This window comes from Photobacterium profundum (assembly GCF_003026285.1).
Classification (GTDB): Bacteria; Pseudomonadota; Gammaproteobacteria; order Enterobacterales; family Vibrionaceae; genus Photobacterium; species Photobacterium profundum.
Window position 1 is genome coordinate 128,809 of record NZ_PYOD01000001.1, and the last position, 16,245, is coordinate 145,053.

Sequence of the window (16,245 nt, forward strand, 5' to 3'; positions counted from 1 at the left end):
TTTTTGTCCTTTAATCTAACAATGAATAAATAGAATGAGTTTTTAATATTTTTATTATTTTTTGACGTGCCTTTTTTAAAGCACTATCGATACTGTTCGGGGAACTAGCCATTTCCGACAGCTGCTTCTGAGCCACCACAACGCCTAGATTGTTGGCTTCAAAAATTTGTAACACTACAGTTTGCTTGGCAACAAAGTGATTACCCTGCTTCCCTTTCTGCATACTGGCTTTAATATAAACGGTGATATTTCCACTTGAAGATGCTGCTTTTGAAGCAGATAATAACGTTTTCACTTCCGACGAAAATCGATCTGATGCTGAACGAAAGGAAATCTGAAATTGATTCTCGTATTGAGTCGCTCGACGTAATAATCTTGATTGTTTATTTTCCAGCAGAAACAAATCACTCGCACCTAGTGATGACAATATTATTAATGATTGTTCACTATTGAGTAGATTCGATTTTATTGTGTCTAATTGTTTTAAATCCCGCCACTGCTGCCCTGCAATACTTAAATAATCAGACGCAATGTTATGGTATTCAGCCACGTCTCGTTTGAGAGAAGCGAACCATTTATTTGTATCAATTTTAAATTGATACTGACATGTAAAATATTCACAAGTGACATGGCTTATTTCCATATATTGAATTTCAATCGGTAATGTCGTTATCTCCGATTGCAATTCATAGCTAGTGTTAATATCACCATTCACTTTAGATTGGATGTTTTTTTCTTTCACTTCAACTTTACTATAAATACGTAAAGCTAATTGTTGTTTCGCGTCGATTGTTGCTTGTTGCTCTGTTTCACCATAACCATCGATATAGAGATATGGTTCAGCATTAACCACGTTAGACATGCAAAGTAGGCATAACATCTTGAGAAAATGAGAAAATGACGAATGAACTAACTTCACAAACAATTCACCAATACAAAAGAGAAGCTGAATTTACCGAAGATAATTTATTTGTTCAATCAAGCAATTAGCATACTCCAAGTCACAAATATGAATATACATTCACAGTAATGAATAAATAAATGTGATTTCCTTCCAGGAAATAATTATGCAACATGGTTTGACACCTGCTCTGTAAGAGCATTTAACTGCTTCACCACCCGGCCTTTACTTTCCGTCAATATATTGGCGAAATAATTGTATTCAAAATCAAGAATAAAACAACTTTTTGTATGCAATTACCTTATTTATGATTTTGTGACCTAAGGCATATAATAAAAAGTAGGTGTTTATTTTTATGTATAAAAAATACACGTAAAATTAGTTAACAACATTACAATATCAGTTATTATTAAAAATAAAACGCCGAACAATTATAAACCCCTAATGATATATACCTTAAATAAACACGATATGAAAAGTATAAGCAGAAATCACCTATACCCTTAAGGGGCGCTTACACATTATAGAATTATAAACTTTAGTATTGAAATAGGTCTCTACTTAAATTAGCTAATGTAAATATTGTAATACAGCTATTCTGTAGTAAAGAATATCAAACCTTTAGACAAACGCTATTTGTTACGTTCACTTAGATTTTTCTGCACGATATCTGAGTCTTTCTGGGCGTAAAACTCAACACGGAATTCAGTGGTCGGAGTTAAAAATTCCACCTTATGCCAGTATTCCGGTGGTGAAATTGCATCGTCACCAGCATTAATAATCACTTCTTGTTCGACCTTACCTCGTCGCTCTTTAAAGCCATAAAACTTCAATGATCCCGCTATCACGCAGATCTTTCCAAACACCCCTGCCTTAGTGTTGTGCTCAAACAAAAACATCTTAGGAATATTATCAGGCGTAAATACAGGCGTCGTTTTATAATTAACGAAATCATTAGGTATGGTCATGTGGCATCCATCATCCAGTTAAAGAAAGAAGTATAGTGGTTGAAAGTGCATCTCGATTCAAAAGTGAAGAATACAGGGCTATATAAAGCCTCGTAGTACTTACTGGAATTCATCTCCATGATTCTCAAGTTTTCGATGGTGACATGTTTGGCATTCCACATAACGATCGAGCAAATCTAACGATGCCAATACCGGACTTGCAGTACCTGAAAAGAAACCTTCAAGAAATGCTTTAAACTGCTCTTTCTTGCTTTTACCGTACTTCGACGGCTTTTGTTTCATAATTTCCTTATGTTCAGTGTCTTTATTGCACTTCTCACAATATTGTACAGCCATAACCTAACCCTTTTCACTTCTAATTTAGTGTGTAAAGCTGGCATTAACGCATTGCGTTGAAATATCATATTTCATTCAAAACAATTAAACATTGAATACCACTCATTTGCATCGTGAATTTATCTCACAATGCAATCACAAATTCAAATGATTTGGTTTTTTTGTTTATTTAACAGAATGTTGTAGAGGAAATACATGGAAACATGATGGTAGACGTATGAAGAAGTAACCTTTAGTCAATCGATAACAGGTAATCTAGAATTAGATACCTGTCGCTAGCCTGCATAAGAGAACACATGGTTTTTATGTAACTCCTCATCAAGGTCAAAATTCAATTCACCAATAACTTGGAAGCCTAAGTAAAAATAGAAGTCGATCGCTTTCTGATTATTTACCCAAGTCGATAATCAGAAAGGAGCACCATGAAAGCTTTCTACATGCTTTTCGTAAAGTGCTTGCCAATTTTGGAACAAACGAAATGCAACGGCATATATATTGCGACAAACAGCAATACATCAAACACAAACGATAAGTTGCTCAATTCTTCATAGTTACCGACAAGGTAATTCTTGATAAGCACCGCACCAAACACGGTTAAAAATGTCACTAAATAATAGACATGTTTTTCTTTCATATGATCCTCTATCGCCTTTTAAAATGGCTTAATATAGCGTTACATTCGATGTTTTCCGAAATAACCGCCAGACATCAAACGGAATAAGGCTAATAATGCCATAGGCTTAGAGTACGTAGCAACAGTGGATGCCTAGAACTTATTTCAAGGCACACCATCTTAATGTCGATTAAAAAGACAATCCAGACTATTCTTCGTCCATTTTTTTACCCACTTTTCACGCCATTTTGGTGCACCATAGTCATCAGGCCAAAACTCTATCTGTTTACGAATCAAACCGTTTTCAATAGTGTGAAAAGTGATTGCTCGTGATTTTTGCTCGCCATCAGTTATAGATATGTCGGTAACAACCTGATTTTCTTCACATATAACGGAGTTAATATGAAACTCCCAACGCCCGTGAACAGGATAAAATGAGTTAATTTCTGCAAAATTCTTACGGCCAAGAATAAGCTCTGCTGACTGAGGCCAAATACCTTCAAAATCTTCCGACAACCATTCACTTGCTTTGTAAAAATCATTACTCCTCATTGCTTTCCAAAACGAAAGCACTACTTCTTTTGAATTCATTAAATATCCCTTTTAAATCGTAAAATCGAATACAACTATATCTTCAAGTATCGGTCTAAACAGTTTCTTTAATTCGTCGTGTTCAGGGTGTGGTAAGTAGTTGTCTCTACCTGCATTATCAACAAAGTTCATCACCACCGCATGGGTGTAACCCTTGTTTTTCCCCTCAGGGCTATCATTAAGTCCCCACTCAACAGAGTGTACGCCTTCTACTTTTGATGGCATCGATTTGAAACTTGCTTTGAGCATATTAATGTCATTTGTTTCTGCAGTAGATTTAAACTTAATGAGTAGAATATGTCTGATCATCGGTCATTTCCTATTAAATATTGAAGAATCGGTAACTAGTATTCTGTTAAGCGGCTTTATTATGTGTGTTCTAATTAGACCAATGAACTTTTAAGTACAAAATGATCATCGTGCGTTTCTATTACGTACCAATTCAACTTTGAATACAAAGCTGGAGTATGAGCAAAAAACAATCAAAATATAAAGTGAATAAAAAACGTGGTAATATATTTGTTAACCAAGTTTTAAATTAGCCAATATGAAATCAACTCTTTCATTAACAGTTCCACATGGCACTTCAAGTAATTCATAACCACATTGGATATAAGCTGAAATCATTTCTTTATACGTTTTTACCGCTACGATAAAATCTTGTTTCCGCTCACTATCATTGGTATAAATCGATTCCCATGGTGGAAAGATAAAAGCCTTTTGATGATATTGAAAACTCGATACAGCGTTCAGCAATTGATCGCTCAAACAAATGCTTTCAAGGTTTGAATAACCCAAAATATCAACGACACCTCGGTCAAAAAACACCCATTCAACTTCACACTGATTCTGCTGATATGAATCAACTTCAGCCTTAAGCATTAAATCACGAAAAGATTTTTTATTAGCCCAAGGCAAAGCGTCGCCACCTTGTTCAACTTGAGTGTGGATTACTCTACGACCAACCTCTTCAGAACTTAAGTAACCCCGTTTTTTAAGCTCGTTGATAACTGTCGTTTTTCCTGATCCGGGTCCACCAGTAAACACTATAAAATTATCTTGATACAAACTCTGTCCTAAAATTAAACCAAACTGATAATGCCTAATGTGATCTCTAACCTTTCTACTTACTTGCTAGCCACTCACTTCGTAGTACGCCATATTTAACAGAATCGTAGTACACACCTTGATGATATCGGACTTTACGTAACCTAGCTTCTTGCTTTAAACCCAGATTTTTAGCACACGCCATCATTCGAGGATTACCCGACCAAGTAGTTAAACCAACACGTTCAATTTCCAGCGTATCAAACAAGCAATTAATCCAAGGAATTAAAGCATTGCGACCAATGCCATTTGACCAATAATTAGAATCATATATTACGATCCCGATTTCTAGCCAATGCGTCGATTCACATTCCCAGTAGTAACTGACATTACCGACTAGGTTACCGTCTACTTCGATTGCTAACGTTTTATCTCCTTCGCATAATCGCTTAAAAAGGCCACTTTCAAACTCTAGCTTACTGGGTGTGCTATAAGGGAAATAGGGGCCATTGTATTTGGTCCATTTTTCATCTTGAGTAATAAGCGCATATAACAATTCAAATTCACTTTTTTGAACTTTCCTTAATACAATATTCTTGTGGTTCAACATTCCCGCCTTCCATTACTTGTCGATTTCAAATGTTTGGTCGTAAACAATACCAGCTAGAAGGTATCTTCTATATAAAATCAATCACTTAAAACCAAAAATGAAGCCGGCCTATTTTTTTTAACTTTTAACCTATTAGAATCTACGTAAAATTCGTGCTGGGTTACCGGCATAAACACCTTTTTCGGTAATATCTTTGGTTACCACGCTACCTGCACCAATAACAACACCGTCACAAATACTAACGGGTAAAACAGTTGCATTAGAGCCAATAGTTACATTGTCACCAATTTGGGTTCGACCCCAACTATCTGGATTAGCGTTAGGCTTACCGTCTTTGAATAAATCGTTGGCAAACATAACACCATGCCCAACAAAACAATCAGAACCAATTTTTACGAACTCACAAATAAAAGTGTGCGACTGAATTTTAGTTCGAAACCCAATGGATGTGTTCTTTTGAATTTCGACAAAAGGGCCAACGAAAACATCGTCAGCCAGTGAACAACCATACACATTTGAAGGCTCAACAATCGTAACATTATCACCACAATCGACATCTACAATACGTGCTTTTAAAATTCTAGGGCTACCCATATATCCTCCAAAATATAACGTCTGCTAGAAAGAGTGTCACAACAAACTGACCAAACACGCTGAACTTCAGACCAAAGATACTTAATGAAATTAGCATCGTTCGATTGTTATTAATCGATTTCCACTCGCATTAATTCTGATGGTTTATTGTCTACAAAGTAATGCCAGACATGATCATATAATACCTTTTGACCAGGAAATGCAGCTAGTTCCTTCGCTTCATTTAGAGTGCACCATTTATATTCCGTATGCTCGTGATTAATAATTACGGATTGATTCGGTTTACAGTAAATAACGAATACAGGAATAACTTCTATTGTATTGAGGTTGTTTTCGTAGAATTGTTCTAAATATTGCCCATTGTATAAGTCTCCCACATCAATTTGAGTTTCTTCTTTAAACTCTCTGATGATGGTTTGCCAACCTAGCTCATTACTTTCAACCGTTCCAGCAACATGGCACCAGAAACCACCCTTTGTTCTTTTCATCAAAAGGATCTTCGTCTGATCATTCACCTTAGATAAGGCAATACCCGAAACGACAGCACATCTAACAGGGATCATTTATTATTCCTCATTGTTTATTGAGAATCGGCAAACGCTAGCCAAAATGGGAACAGCGACAAACCAGTGTCAGACAAGATCAACACCTCGCGGTACAGAAGTATGTTAAATCTTTTGGTCTACAAAACAACATTCGAACAAGATGATGTATAAATAACGTTTGTATTTAACGTAGAAGTTCGTTTTGGGCTTCTTTGAGTTCATCCATCGCGTCTTGCAGCTTTCTCTCTTTCTTTTCTATTTTGTTGGTGTTTCCTTTTTCTTTTGCTTCATTTAACTCTTGTTCTCTTTTCGCTACTCTCTCCTTTTTTTCAGCTATTCTCTCCTTCTGCTCTTCTCTTAGCGATTCCTCTGTACAGTTTTCATTTACTCTTTGTAATGCCGTTTCTAAACCTGCTAAACGATGTTTATTTCCATATTCCTTTGCATATTTTATTTGCGTTTTTATCTCCTCTTTTTTAGCTTCACAACCTGTTAGCTGAGCCGCATGCGCTGTGGATGACAAAGCGAGAAGAAATGAGAGTGTTACAGCTGTAATAACTTTATTTTTCATATTCATTATCCTATTTTTGAACTATTCTCGAGTTACTAATGGGGGTAAATCAATTTCACCTTGCTTACGCAACCAAATTAAATGCTCATCGTAGTCCTCTTTATTAGCAGCCCCATGCTGACATAATTTTTTATAAATAGAAGCAACAAAAATATCAGCTATTGAAAATCCTTCCCAACATCAAAGTTTGAGGTTTTCATAGTTTAGAAGACAGTTTATCTAAGCATTGTGTAATCCGTGTTAGGCAAGATCCGTAGACACAGTGATGAACATAAATGAGTGTGACATAGCAACAAACCATACAAAGCCAACCATTTATTGTATGCTTTTCAAGGCAAGCTTGCTCTATTTCATTTCATTCCTACAGGGCATATCTGTTTATCATTGAACGCGCTTCTCAAATAAAAATACATCTATTTTTCATATTGTTCATTAGATGGCATAAATACCATGAATGCATTGTGTTGTACTACACATAAGTAGAATAAAACTCAATAGAAGGATTTATGGTATGAATATAGCGCTACCTTTAGCTATTACTGCTGGCATACTCTCTGCAAGTGTAACTGCAGCGCCGGTGTCTAATACACAATTAGCTCCCACTCTAGATAAATCAAGCTCAGCATCACCAACAATGGTATCGGTTACGGAATCAAAACGTGCGCTGGCATTGAGCTTGAGCCAACAATACACACAACTTGCACCTGTACTTCATGAAGAGATCAGCCAGTACCAATTGAATGCGCCACTCAATGAATTAAAACGTAGTAAGCGTGCTGCCCCTTTTGCACGTTCGATGGTGGCGATGGATGAGACGTTACGAGTAGATAAAGGCATCGAAGATTATACCGATACCATTATGGAATTACGTTTGGCTGATAAAACTATGTTGGCACGCTGGCAAGCGGGACAATCTCCACTGTTTGCATGGGAGCCAGAAGGCAACGATAAAAACTGGAGTTATATCGAAGCCTACGATATCGACGGTAACATTCACTTATTGGATGTATATAATGTGCCTGATCGCCCCGTACTCGTTGTTGATACAAACTCGCGAAAAGAGTTGAAAGCTGGCATTAAAGCGATGAACGATGAAATCCAGCGCTTACAAAGTTTAAACAGTGAAAATATCGCACCAAAACCCATGCCACTTCAATCCCGTTCTATGGCTGAGAGTACGTTTAATACACAAGCAAGCACACCAAGTATATCGACTACTGTACTCAAGAAAATTCGTCTCAAAGATGATCATGAACCTTGGATTTCAGGAAAAGCTGAAATATACGCGATTGTGACAGGCGTGAATCCTAGCCGTGACGAGCCAGTATTAGATATTATTGATATGCCATATTTGGACTACAGCGAAACCGATTATTCACCGAATCAAGTAATGATCTATTGGCAACGTTACCGTTGGTCTGCGGCTGATATGCTATTAATGGAGAAAGATGACGGCACCAATTATAAGGATTTAGCACGTACTTTGTTAGAAGTGGCGACAACTGCCTTAAAAGCGATTCCTGATCCTGAAGTGCAAGCGTATGCGATTATTCCACAACTGACAGGAAAAGTTTTAGAAGCAATTCCAGATAGCTGGGCAACAAATGATGATGACTTTGTCGATGTATTTTACACTTTGCGTCAAGGCACTATGTACAACGACTACTCTGCTGCGGGTAATAATGTCACAGCAACTTTTGCACCATTAACGATTGATCCTACTCAGTAACTCACTGACATCGACTAGCTGTTGGTAATCATTAACGATGCTTACTACGAATGAAGGCCTACATTGGTAGGCTTTCACTCACTCGCTGGCTATCACATGTGTAGTTCATTTTATTCATCCATCATGTTTTGGATTAACTCGGCCAGCCGTTTTATCGCTATTTCTTCTGACTCTGAACATTCAAACGACGAATTAAGCCGAAAACAATGATTAAACTGTTTACTCGCAGAGAACATTTTCCCTGGCGCAATACTAATATTGTCTTTCAACGCGCGCTGGTATAACTCTGTCGCATCTAAATGCTCCGGCAATTCAGCCCATAAAAAATACCCACCTTCTGAGTAATTAACACTCACGTTAGGAGGAAAATAAGAACGTAGCAACTGCCACATTGCGAATTTACGCTGTTCCAGTTTTCTTCTCAGCTGACGTAAATGGTTTTCATAGTTGCGAGTAGATAGGTATTTAGCAAGGGCTAGTTGAATGGGAGCACTGGCAGACAATGTACTCATCAATTGAAGTTTTTGAATGGGCAGTGCCATTTTCCCTGCAGCCACCCAACCAATTCGAAAACCTGCAACCAAAGACTTAGAAAAAGATGAGCAATGCATCGTCATACCTTGCTGATCAAATGCTTTTGCTGGCAATGGCTTTTGTCCACCAAAATACAGTTCACTATATACATCATCTTCAATAAGGAAGACGTTGTACTTTGCCAGCAACTCAATCAAACGCTTCTTTTTATCATTCGACAAAGTGCACCCCAAAGGATTTTGGTGATTTGTCATCAACCAACAGGCTTTTACCGAGTGAGATTGTAACGCCTTTTCAAGTGAATCAAGATCTATCCCATCTTGAGGATGGGTTCTAACTGATAGTGCACGTAAATTAAGCCTTTGGAGCGATTGTAATGCGCCATAAAAGGTAGGCGATTCCACCACAACCCAGTCTCCAGCCTGAGTTACTGCTTGAAGACTCAAATTCAACGCTTCAAGCGCACCTGCAGTGATCACTATCTCTTCTGGATGCACACTTATCCCTTGTGCCGCATACCGTTTGGCAATGAGCTGACGTAACTCTTCATTCCCAGGAGGTAGGTTATCTAACGCACTTGATGTTGGCATGGTACGCGCAGCTGCCATAAGCGATTTATTTACTTGATGTCGAGGATATAGTTTCGGGTCGGGATATACAGAGCCGAAATCGACAATATACGGTGTTCTATTCGCTTGTAAAACCTCAAAAATAAAATCATTAATATCAATGTTTTCAGTTGTCTGAACCGTCACATCTAAAGTTTTAGCACTCAAGTATTGAACTTTGGGGGCGACAAAATACCCCGACCGAGCATGAGAAACGATCCATCCTTGGCTTTCTAGTACCTGATAAGCATGCAGCACCGTCATTAGGCTCATACCTGAAACCTCAGTCTGCTTTCGTAACGAAGGAAGCTTATCTCCTACTTTCCAAATTTCATTTTGGATTTGATCACGAATTTGCTCTACAAGATTTTCATATTTAGCCAACGCAACAACACCTTCTATTCCCGAGTCTCGGCACAATAGCACCAAACATCTCATCTGTTATACATAAAACAGCCATTTCTGTATCTATTATAGTTTTCAGTCTGTTCTTATAATCACCCTACTTTCATTTTGAACCGAAGACTATTTCAGGTCTTGGGTAACACATCAATCTGCTAAAAAATAACTGAATAGGAAATATCTATGAGTAACCTAAAAACAGTAGCACTACGCGCACTTAAATTAATGGATCTGACAACTTTAAACGATGATGACACAGATGAAAAAATAATCGAATTGTGTAAAAACGCTAAAACAGCCGCTGGTAATACGGCGGCAATATGTATCTACCCTCGCTTTATTCCTGCAGCCAAGAAACAGTTACGCTTACAAGGTACACCAGACATTCGTATTGTAACTGTCACTAACTTCCCTCACGGGAATGACGATATCGACATTGCTGTTGCTGAAACTAAAGCCGCAATTATGTACGGTGCTGATGATGTAGACGTCGTATTCCCATACCGTGCTCTAATTGCCGGAAATGAAAACGTCGGCTTTGAACTTGTTAAGCAGTGTAAAGCAGTCTGTGGTGAGACTCTTTTGAAAGTCATTATCGAATCTGGTGAGCTAAAAACTAATGCACTGATCAAAAAAGCGTCTGAGATTTCAATCAAAGCAGGCGCTGACATCATCAAAACATCTACAGGTAAAGTACCCGTTAATGCAACTCCAGAAGCTGCCGAAATTATGTTATCGGTAATCAAAGACATGGGCGTTGAAAAAACGGTTGGCTTCAAGGCATCTGGCGGTGTACAAACCACTGAAGAAGCGAAAATATACTTGGATATGGTTGATGACATTTTTGGGGCTGAATGGGCAGACGAAATGCACTACCGTTTTGGAGCGTCTAGCTTACTAACCAACCTACTTTATACGCTGGGAGAAGGTGAAAAAGTACTAGAAAGCAGTTATTAGTCGCATCTTTTTCGGTGGCATTATTGCCACTTAAAAACAGGAGGATCACACATGTCTGATTTTGAATTAAAACACAGAACCGCCTCTAAACTCTCTGAGCACGTTGCGTATAAAATAACGCAATGCCTCAAGTTTCTTTTAAATATATTCTATGGAACAAAATACGCAAAACGTGCTGTAATTTTGGAAACCATTGCCGCTGTACCGGGGATGGTAGCAGGCATGTTTAATCATCTAAAAGCTTTACGCCGAATGAAAGATGATGAAGGATGGATCCGTGAATTATTGGATGAAGCAGAAAATGAGAGAATGCATCTGATGATATTTTTAAATATTGCTAAACCTAGCTGGGTTGAACGTGCATTAGTACTGATTGGCCAAGGTGCTTTCATTGTGGTGTATAGCCTGATTTATCTGCTGTCGTCTAAAATTGCGCATCGTGTAGTTGGGTATTTTGAAGAAGAAGCCTGTAAAAGCTACACTGAATATCTGAGTAAAATCGATGCAGGTGAAGTAGAAAATGTGGCCGCCCCGAAAATTGCCATCGAGTATTACCAGTTGCCGTTAGATGCCATGTTGCGAGATGTAATCGTAAAAATACGCAATGATGAAGCCAAACACCACGACCAAAACCATTTCTTCGCCGATGCGTACGAAAACTACAACCTACCAGAACATCAGAACTAATTGTTCTTTATTGACACCGAAAAATTTCCCCAGCAATTACGCTGGGGAAATTATCGTTAACTGCAACATTAGCTGTTAATACTTTACGGTTTGATTGTTTTAACAGAGTCGTTAACGTCGCCTTTTTTTGCCCAGTAACCTGCCAGCAAAGAGCCTGAAATATTATGCCATACAGAGAAAATAGTGCCTGGCACAGCTGCAACTGGCGTAAAAAACTTCATCGCTAGCGCAGCGGCTAATCCTGAGTTTTGTAAACCTACTTCAAATGCCACGGTACGACTAATCGTTTCGTTAAACCCACACAGGCGACAACAAAAATAACCCGCAAACAGCCCGATACTATTATGTAAAATAACTGCTATCGCAATCATTGGGCCAAGTGTTTTGAGGTTGCCTACATTCAATGCCACCACAATAGAAATAACAATCACAATCGCAGCCATTGAAATAAGAGGTAAAATTGAAGATATTTTTTCAATATGTTTTCGCGCTACAACATTAATCACCACCCCAAGGCCTACAGGTAGTAATACTATTTTAACTAAACTAATTAGCATTGCCCCTACAGGTACATCAACCGATTGCCCAACATATAACTCAACAAGAAATGGGGTTAACACCACCCCAAGTAAAGTTGAGATCGCTGTCATTGAAATCGATAACGCCACATTACCTTTGGCTAAATAAGCCATAACGTTGGATGAAGTTCCGCCAGCAACACTACCTACCAGCACCATACCAACCGTCAATTCGCTATCAAACCCCATAGCAAGGCTTATCAATAAGGCAACAATGGGCATCACCGAAAATTGCAATAAAACACCAACTCCAATCGCGATCTTATGCTTTGCCACATTAACAAAGTCACTTGGTGTTAAACTGACACCCATCGCCAGCATAATAATGGTCAGTAATGGCACTATTTGTGTTTTTAAACCAACAAATAGTGTTGGCTGTACCATCGCTATAACCGAAAAGAGCAGCGCCCATGCCGGAAACAGTTGTGTGATTCTCCCTATCATCTTTCTTCCTTTTTTTATTTTATCTATTATTTAACGTTGTTAATAATATTCCACACAACAGTAATGAATTATACATGCCAACAGCTATTCCCTACTTACGGCTATCTTAATCATTAAAAGTAAGCATCCTGGCTTTCCTGTATGAAACTTTAGAATTAAAACCCTGCAAATAGCAAAAATAACGACGGAAGATCTTAGCCATTGCTATGCATATCGTAATACCGATTGCATTGCCAATGGCTGCACAAATGGGGTTATCGTTACCACTTATTATTGGCGCTGTTATTTCTGGTGCTGTTTTTGGCGATCAAAGTTCGCCTATTTCCGATTCAATCATTATGGCATCTTCAGCTGCAGGTTGTAGCCCCGAGAGTCACTTTAGAACGCAGCTCCCAATCACGCTCAACATTGCAACAATGGCATTTGTCAGCTACCTATTGGTAACTACCGTAATATAGCCCTTAAGACCCTTACAGGTTCAACATTTACCATTTTTAGATTGACCTGAACCATGTGCAAATAGGCAATTACTTTTAAAATTAAGTCATTATTTACAAAACGAAAGAGATTAAACCCATGTCAACTTTCCAAAAACAAACCATTGCAGTCATCGGTGCCACAGGACAAGTCGGCAGCCCAACGGTGCGAACGCTTTTAAAACTAGGTCACAACGTTATTGCGATCACACGAAATCTACAGAGTGACTTATCCGAAAAACTAAAAGAATTTAAAGGTAATGGCGCGTGTATTGCTGAAGTAACAGACATGCGAGATAAAGCTCAAATAATGGCGGCGATAAAAGGTGCCGATACATTAATTTGTTGTGCGCCAGGCGATCAAACCGTTATTACTGAACTAGAACCCATTTGGCTTGAAGCTGCGATAGAGAGTGGCGTAAAGCGCTTTGTTCCCACAGAGTTTGGTTGTCATACTCGAGGGGTAGATTACGGTGATGGCATTTTGTTTGATTACAAAAAAGACTTGCACGAGAAGATTTTTAAATCAGGTATCGGCTGGACGTTTATTTACACTGGTGGCATTTTTGATTACTTTCTGCCTAATCTTCGCTTTTTCAACAAAATTACCACTTTCGGTAATATGGAACTACCGATCTACGCTCACGAGATAAAAGATATTGGTCAGATTGTCGCGATGGCGATCACTGATGAGCGCACCATTAATCATTGTGTACAAATGGATTTCAATGTTCTTACACAAACTGAAATGCTTGATTTGTTGAAAGAGCACCATCCAAATCATGCTTTTGAATATGAACATTTCTCCTCAGAATATATTACTGAGCAACGACTTATCGCGAATGATGAAGTTACTGCGAAAAAAGGAGCTGAGACAGATCGTGAACGTTGGGGCATTAATTACGTGATTTACGTCATTGGTAAGTTAGCTAATTTTACAGATGAAACCATCAAGGCTTCAGAACTATTCCCAGATTATCACGTTAGCAAAACATCTGAACAAGCAATTGCTAGCCCTGAGTTTATTTTCGACGCTAAGTAGTCATCGATTCACCCTCGTTAATTTCAACTTTCCAGACGTTAGTGAGATTAGAACGTATCAGCATACCTCCGCTGATACGTTTTAGGGGGAGTATTCTTTAATGAACTTAACCTACTGAATAAAAGTGTCTATTTGATATCTTTATTTTGATAGCTTTATTAACACCCAGCAGCAAGAAGTAACGTTAGCTCTTTTGCAGAAATCTCTTTACAGCCAGATATATTTTGCCCACTCCATAACGGTGAGAAGTCATCAGAGCCTAGCCTTTCAAAATGACCACGTAATTGCGCCATTTCAATGGCAGCGTAAGGGAAATTTGGTGCGAATGAACTTATATAACCAAGTTCATTCATAGCTCGGTTAACAATACCGCGTGCCGGCCTACCTGAAAAAACATTCGTAATAGCAGTATGCTGAGATTTAAAATTCTTTAAGGCTAAACGGTGTAATTGAGATGTTTTTGCTTCTGTACACAACAAATAACTCGTACCTATTTGAACAGCATCAGCACCGAGTGATAACGCGGCTTGTACACCTTTGCTATCGCCAATACCACCAGCAGCAATTACAGGTACTCTTACTTTATTAACAATTTGAGGGACTAAAGCTGACATACCTACCTGAGTAGAAATGTCATCAGACAGAAACATTCCTCTATGCCCTCCAGCCTCGAAACCCTGGGCAATAATTCCATCAACACCTTTAGATTCTAACCATAGCGCTTCTTCTATTGTTGTTGCAGAAGAAACAAGTTTAGTTCCCCAGCTTTTTACACGGGCAAGCAACTCCCTATTAGGAAGACCAAAGTGACAGCTAATAAATTCAGGGTTAAATGACTCAATGGCATCCGCAATATCATGATTAAAAGGGATTCGATTTGCACTGTTAGGTAAGCTTTCACACTCAACACCCAATTCTGTAAAATACGGGGTTAATTGCGCTTGCCATTTTGATTGCTGTTTTTCATTATAATCAGGCATATCATGGCAGAAAAAATTAAGATTATAAGGTTTATCTGTTGCTTCTTTAATTACCTTAATTTCACTCACAATCTTATCAATATTCAGCATTCCACAAGGTAATGAACCTAAGCCTCCAGCCTTACACACAGCAACAGTCAAAGTGCTATCTTGAACGCCTGCCATTGGTGACTGAATAATAGGAAAATCAGTTTCAAATAAACGTTTAATACTTTCTCTACGCATAAATAATTCCCTTTAAAAGACTAACGCCGAACTTCAAAGAAAAATCATAGAGTAAAACGCATCACCTTGCTGTTTTAATCAGTGTGTTGCTCAACATTGAGCTCCATAAGAACATAACGAATGCCATTAATACTCAACTCTTCCGACGTAGCCTTAAACCCTACTTTTCCATAGAAACCAAGTGCATAAATTGATGCTTTGACGCTTATTAACGTTGCACCACTAATCATCTTCATTTCCTCAATGAGCCGTTTAGCTACACCAAAGCCATGATATTCAGTTTTAACATAAAGATGGCCAAGGTAGTTTCCGTCACGCCAAGCGATATAACCTATTATTACGTTGCCAATGATTGCTTTAACCGCTGTATAAATTTCAGGGTTAGTTACGTTTGCGACATCAGACATAAACGCAATCCGAATGGCTTTCTGCCCGTCTGCACCAAGTAAAGGTATTACGTGCTCTTCATTAACTGATTCACCTAATTTAACGATTGAATCAAGATCTCTGTGGGTCACTTTTTCAAGAGCAAATTCCATTTTACCTCCTAGCATATAACCTCACCACCACCTATTAAAGTCATCCCGTAACTTACCGCGCTGCTAACATTACCCAATGGTTATCAATTTCCATTTCTATTTCTATTTCTATTTCTATTTCTATTTCCAGCGTCATTAAGGGTGAGAAATAAAAGGCAATTTAATTTATGGTTGCGTAATGATGAACATATTAGAAACACCTACCATCTATAGTATTTAAATAACACCAAACTATGATAAATTTATTTATCAATATTATCTATTCGGT

At 38.2% G+C, this 16,245-nt stretch carries 20 protein-coding genes; 5 read left to right on the plus strand and 15 right to left on the minus strand.

Features of this window, described 5'->3' with window-relative positions; translation table 11 throughout:
- Positions 1 to 10: 10 nt before the first annotated feature.
- From C9J48_RS00575 to C9J48_RS00630, 11 genes are all read right to left on the minus strand, one after another.
- Positions 11 to 862 (minus strand): hypothetical protein, encoded by an 852-nt coding sequence (locus C9J48_RS00575; protein ID WP_006231650.1) that lies wholly within the window; start codon positions 860 to 862, stop codon positions 11 to 13.
- A gap of 671 nt (positions 863 to 1,533) precedes the next feature.
- Positions 1,534 to 1,869, minus strand: coding sequence for a TehB family protein (locus C9J48_RS00580; RefSeq protein ID WP_006231649.1), 336 nt, complete (start codon positions 1,867 to 1,869; stop codon positions 1,534 to 1,536).
- A 99-nt stretch (positions 1,870 to 1,968) separates the two neighbouring features.
- Positions 1,969 to 2,205: a hypothetical protein gene (locus C9J48_RS00585; protein WP_006231648.1), complete on the minus strand. Its 237-nt coding sequence runs from the start codon at positions 2,203 to 2,205 to the stop codon at positions 1,969 to 1,971.
- Between the two features lie 433 nt (positions 2,206 to 2,638).
- Complete coding sequence (locus tag C9J48_RS00590; RefSeq protein ID WP_006231647.1) at positions 2,639 to 2,839, minus strand: hypothetical protein; 201 nt, start codon at positions 2,837 to 2,839, stop codon at positions 2,639 to 2,641.
- A 159-nt stretch (positions 2,840 to 2,998) separates the two neighbouring features.
- Complete coding sequence (locus C9J48_RS00595; protein WP_006231646.1) at positions 2,999 to 3,409, minus strand: nuclear transport factor 2 family protein; 411 nt, start codon at positions 3,407 to 3,409, stop codon at positions 2,999 to 3,001.
- A gap of 12 nt (positions 3,410 to 3,421) precedes the next feature.
- Positions 3,422 to 3,718, minus strand: coding sequence for a Dabb family protein (locus C9J48_RS00600; protein ID WP_006231645.1), 297 nt, complete (start codon positions 3,716 to 3,718; stop codon positions 3,422 to 3,424).
- A 213-nt stretch (positions 3,719 to 3,931) separates the two neighbouring features.
- Entirely contained in the window at positions 3,932 to 4,477 is a 546-nt protein-coding gene (locus C9J48_RS00610; protein ID WP_036803367.1) for an AAA family ATPase, read from the minus strand.
- 55 nt (positions 4,478 to 4,532) lie between these two features.
- Positions 4,533 to 5,066, minus strand: a complete 534-nt coding sequence (locus tag C9J48_RS00615) for a GNAT family N-acetyltransferase (protein WP_006231643.1) — start codon at positions 5,064 to 5,066, stop codon at positions 4,533 to 4,535.
- A 132-nt stretch (positions 5,067 to 5,198) separates the two neighbouring features.
- Entirely contained in the window at positions 5,199 to 5,660 is a 462-nt protein-coding gene (locus C9J48_RS00620) for an acyltransferase (protein ID WP_006231642.1), read from the minus strand.
- Between the two features lie 110 nt (positions 5,661 to 5,770).
- Positions 5,771 to 6,223: an NUDIX hydrolase gene (locus tag C9J48_RS00625; RefSeq protein WP_006231641.1), complete on the minus strand. Its 453-nt coding sequence runs from the start codon at positions 6,221 to 6,223 to the stop codon at positions 5,771 to 5,773.
- Between the two features lie 166 nt (positions 6,224 to 6,389).
- Positions 6,390 to 6,776 carry a DUF1090 domain-containing protein gene (locus C9J48_RS00630; RefSeq protein ID WP_006231640.1) on the minus strand — a complete coding sequence of 129 codons (387 nt, stop codon included), beginning with the start codon at positions 6,774 to 6,776 and terminating at the stop codon, positions 6,390 to 6,392.
- A gap of 517 nt (positions 6,777 to 7,293) precedes the next feature.
- Here C9J48_RS00630 and C9J48_RS00635 point away from each other — a divergent pair.
- Positions 7,294 to 8,505 carry a DUF3103 domain-containing protein gene (locus tag C9J48_RS00635; protein ID WP_373456035.1) on the plus strand — a complete coding sequence of 404 codons (1,212 nt, stop codon included), beginning with the start codon at positions 7,294 to 7,296 and terminating at the stop codon, positions 8,503 to 8,505.
- 110 nt (positions 8,506 to 8,615) lie between these two features.
- Here C9J48_RS00635 and C9J48_RS00640 read toward each other — a convergent pair whose 3' ends face one another.
- A complete protein-coding gene (locus tag C9J48_RS00640; protein ID WP_006231638.1) occupies positions 8,616 to 10,031 on the minus strand; it encodes an aminotransferase-like domain-containing protein in 1,416 nt (471 codons plus the stop codon).
- Positions 10,032 to 10,232: 201 nt separating this feature from the next.
- On the opposite strand from C9J48_RS00640, the gene deoC reads away from it, so the two are divergent.
- Both deoC and C9J48_RS00650 read left to right on the plus strand, forming a co-directional pair.
- On the plus strand, positions 10,233 to 11,006 hold the full coding sequence (gene deoC, locus C9J48_RS00645) for a deoxyribose-phosphate aldolase (RefSeq protein ID WP_006231637.1): 774 nt from the start codon (positions 10,233 to 10,235) through the stop codon (positions 11,004 to 11,006).
- Between the two features lie 51 nt (positions 11,007 to 11,057).
- A complete protein-coding gene (locus C9J48_RS00650; protein WP_006231636.1) occupies positions 11,058 to 11,693 on the plus strand; it encodes an alternative oxidase in 636 nt (211 codons plus the stop codon).
- An 83-nt stretch (positions 11,694 to 11,776) separates the two neighbouring features.
- Here C9J48_RS00650 and C9J48_RS00655 read toward each other — a convergent pair whose 3' ends face one another.
- Positions 11,777 to 12,715, minus strand: coding sequence for a bile acid:sodium symporter family protein (locus tag C9J48_RS00655; RefSeq protein ID WP_006231635.1), 939 nt, complete (start codon positions 12,713 to 12,715; stop codon positions 11,777 to 11,779).
- Positions 12,716 to 12,921: 206 nt separating this feature from the next.
- On the opposite strand from C9J48_RS00655, the gene C9J48_RS00660 reads away from it, so the two are divergent.
- Both C9J48_RS00660 and C9J48_RS00665 read left to right on the plus strand, forming a co-directional pair.
- Positions 12,922 to 13,173 (plus strand): Na+/H+ antiporter NhaC family protein, encoded by a 252-nt coding sequence (locus tag C9J48_RS00660; protein WP_006231634.1) that lies wholly within the window; start codon positions 12,922 to 12,924, stop codon positions 13,171 to 13,173.
- A 118-nt stretch (positions 13,174 to 13,291) separates the two neighbouring features.
- The gene (locus C9J48_RS00665) at positions 13,292 to 14,233 is read left to right on the plus strand and encodes an NmrA family NAD(P)-binding protein (RefSeq protein ID WP_006231633.1); all 942 of its coding nucleotides are present in this window, start codon (positions 13,292 to 13,294) and stop codon (positions 14,231 to 14,233) included.
- 158 nt (positions 14,234 to 14,391) lie between these two features.
- Here C9J48_RS00665 and C9J48_RS00670 read toward each other — a convergent pair whose 3' ends face one another.
- Entirely contained in the window at positions 14,392 to 15,438 is a 1,047-nt protein-coding gene (locus C9J48_RS00670) for an NAD(P)H-dependent flavin oxidoreductase (RefSeq protein WP_006231632.1), read from the minus strand.
- Positions 15,439 to 15,512: 74 nt separating this feature from the next.
- Positions 15,513 to 15,977, minus strand: a complete 465-nt coding sequence (locus C9J48_RS00675; protein WP_006231631.1) for a GNAT family N-acetyltransferase — start codon at positions 15,975 to 15,977, stop codon at positions 15,513 to 15,515.
- Between the last annotated feature and the right edge of the window lie 268 nt (positions 15,978 to 16,245).

What these genes read in the sequence shown, in the direction of transcription:
- C9J48_RS00575 (WP_006231650.1), bottom strand. Translation starts at nt 862, where the DNA reads ATGTCTAACGTGGTTAATGCTGAACCATATCTCTATATCGATGGTTAT.
- C9J48_RS00595 (WP_006231646.1), bottom strand. Translation starts at nt 3,409, where the DNA reads ATGAATTCAAAAGAAGTAGTGCTTTCGTTTTGGAAAGCAATGAGGAGT.
- C9J48_RS00590 (WP_006231647.1), bottom strand. Translation starts at nt 2,839, where the DNA reads ATGAAAGAAAAACATGTCTATTATTTAGTGACATTTTTAACCGTGTTT.
- C9J48_RS00650 (WP_006231636.1), top strand. Translation starts at nt 11,058, where the DNA reads ATGTCTGATTTTGAATTAAAACACAGAACCGCCTCTAAACTCTCTGAG.
- C9J48_RS00615 (WP_006231643.1), bottom strand. Translation starts at nt 5,066, where the DNA reads ATGTTGAACCACAAGAATATTGTATTAAGGAAAGTTCAAAAAAGTGAA.
- C9J48_RS00675 (WP_006231631.1), bottom strand. Translation starts at nt 15,977, where the DNA reads ATGGAATTTGCTCTTGAAAAAGTGACCCACAGAGATCTTGATTCAATC.
- C9J48_RS00665 (WP_006231633.1), top strand. Translation starts at nt 13,292, where the DNA reads ATGTCAACTTTCCAAAAACAAACCATTGCAGTCATCGGTGCCACAGGA.
- C9J48_RS00620 (WP_006231642.1), bottom strand. Translation starts at nt 5,660, where the DNA reads ATGGGTAGCCCTAGAATTTTAAAAGCACGTATTGTAGATGTCGATTGT.
- C9J48_RS00655 (WP_006231635.1), bottom strand. Translation starts at nt 12,715, where the DNA reads ATGATAGGGAGAATCACACAACTGTTTCCGGCATGGGCGCTGCTCTTT.
- C9J48_RS00660 (WP_006231634.1), top strand. Translation starts at nt 12,922, where the DNA reads ATGCATATCGTAATACCGATTGCATTGCCAATGGCTGCACAAATGGGG.
- C9J48_RS00600 (WP_006231645.1), bottom strand. Translation starts at nt 3,718, where the DNA reads ATGATCAGACATATTCTACTCATTAAGTTTAAATCTACTGCAGAAACA.
- C9J48_RS00580 (WP_006231649.1), bottom strand. Translation starts at nt 1,869, where the DNA reads ATGACCATACCTAATGATTTCGTTAATTATAAAACGACGCCTGTATTT.
- C9J48_RS00630 (WP_006231640.1), bottom strand. Translation starts at nt 6,776, where the DNA reads ATGAAAAATAAAGTTATTACAGCTGTAACACTCTCATTTCTTCTCGCT.
- deoC (WP_006231637.1), top strand. Translation starts at nt 10,233, where the DNA reads ATGAGTAACCTAAAAACAGTAGCACTACGCGCACTTAAATTAATGGAT.
- C9J48_RS00670 (WP_006231632.1), bottom strand. Translation starts at nt 15,438, where the DNA reads ATGCGTAGAGAAAGTATTAAACGTTTATTTGAAACTGATTTTCCTATT.
- C9J48_RS00625 (WP_006231641.1), bottom strand. Translation starts at nt 6,223, where the DNA reads ATGATCCCTGTTAGATGTGCTGTCGTTTCGGGTATTGCCTTATCTAAG.
- C9J48_RS00585 (WP_006231648.1), bottom strand. Translation starts at nt 2,205, where the DNA reads ATGGCTGTACAATATTGTGAGAAGTGCAATAAAGACACTGAACATAAG.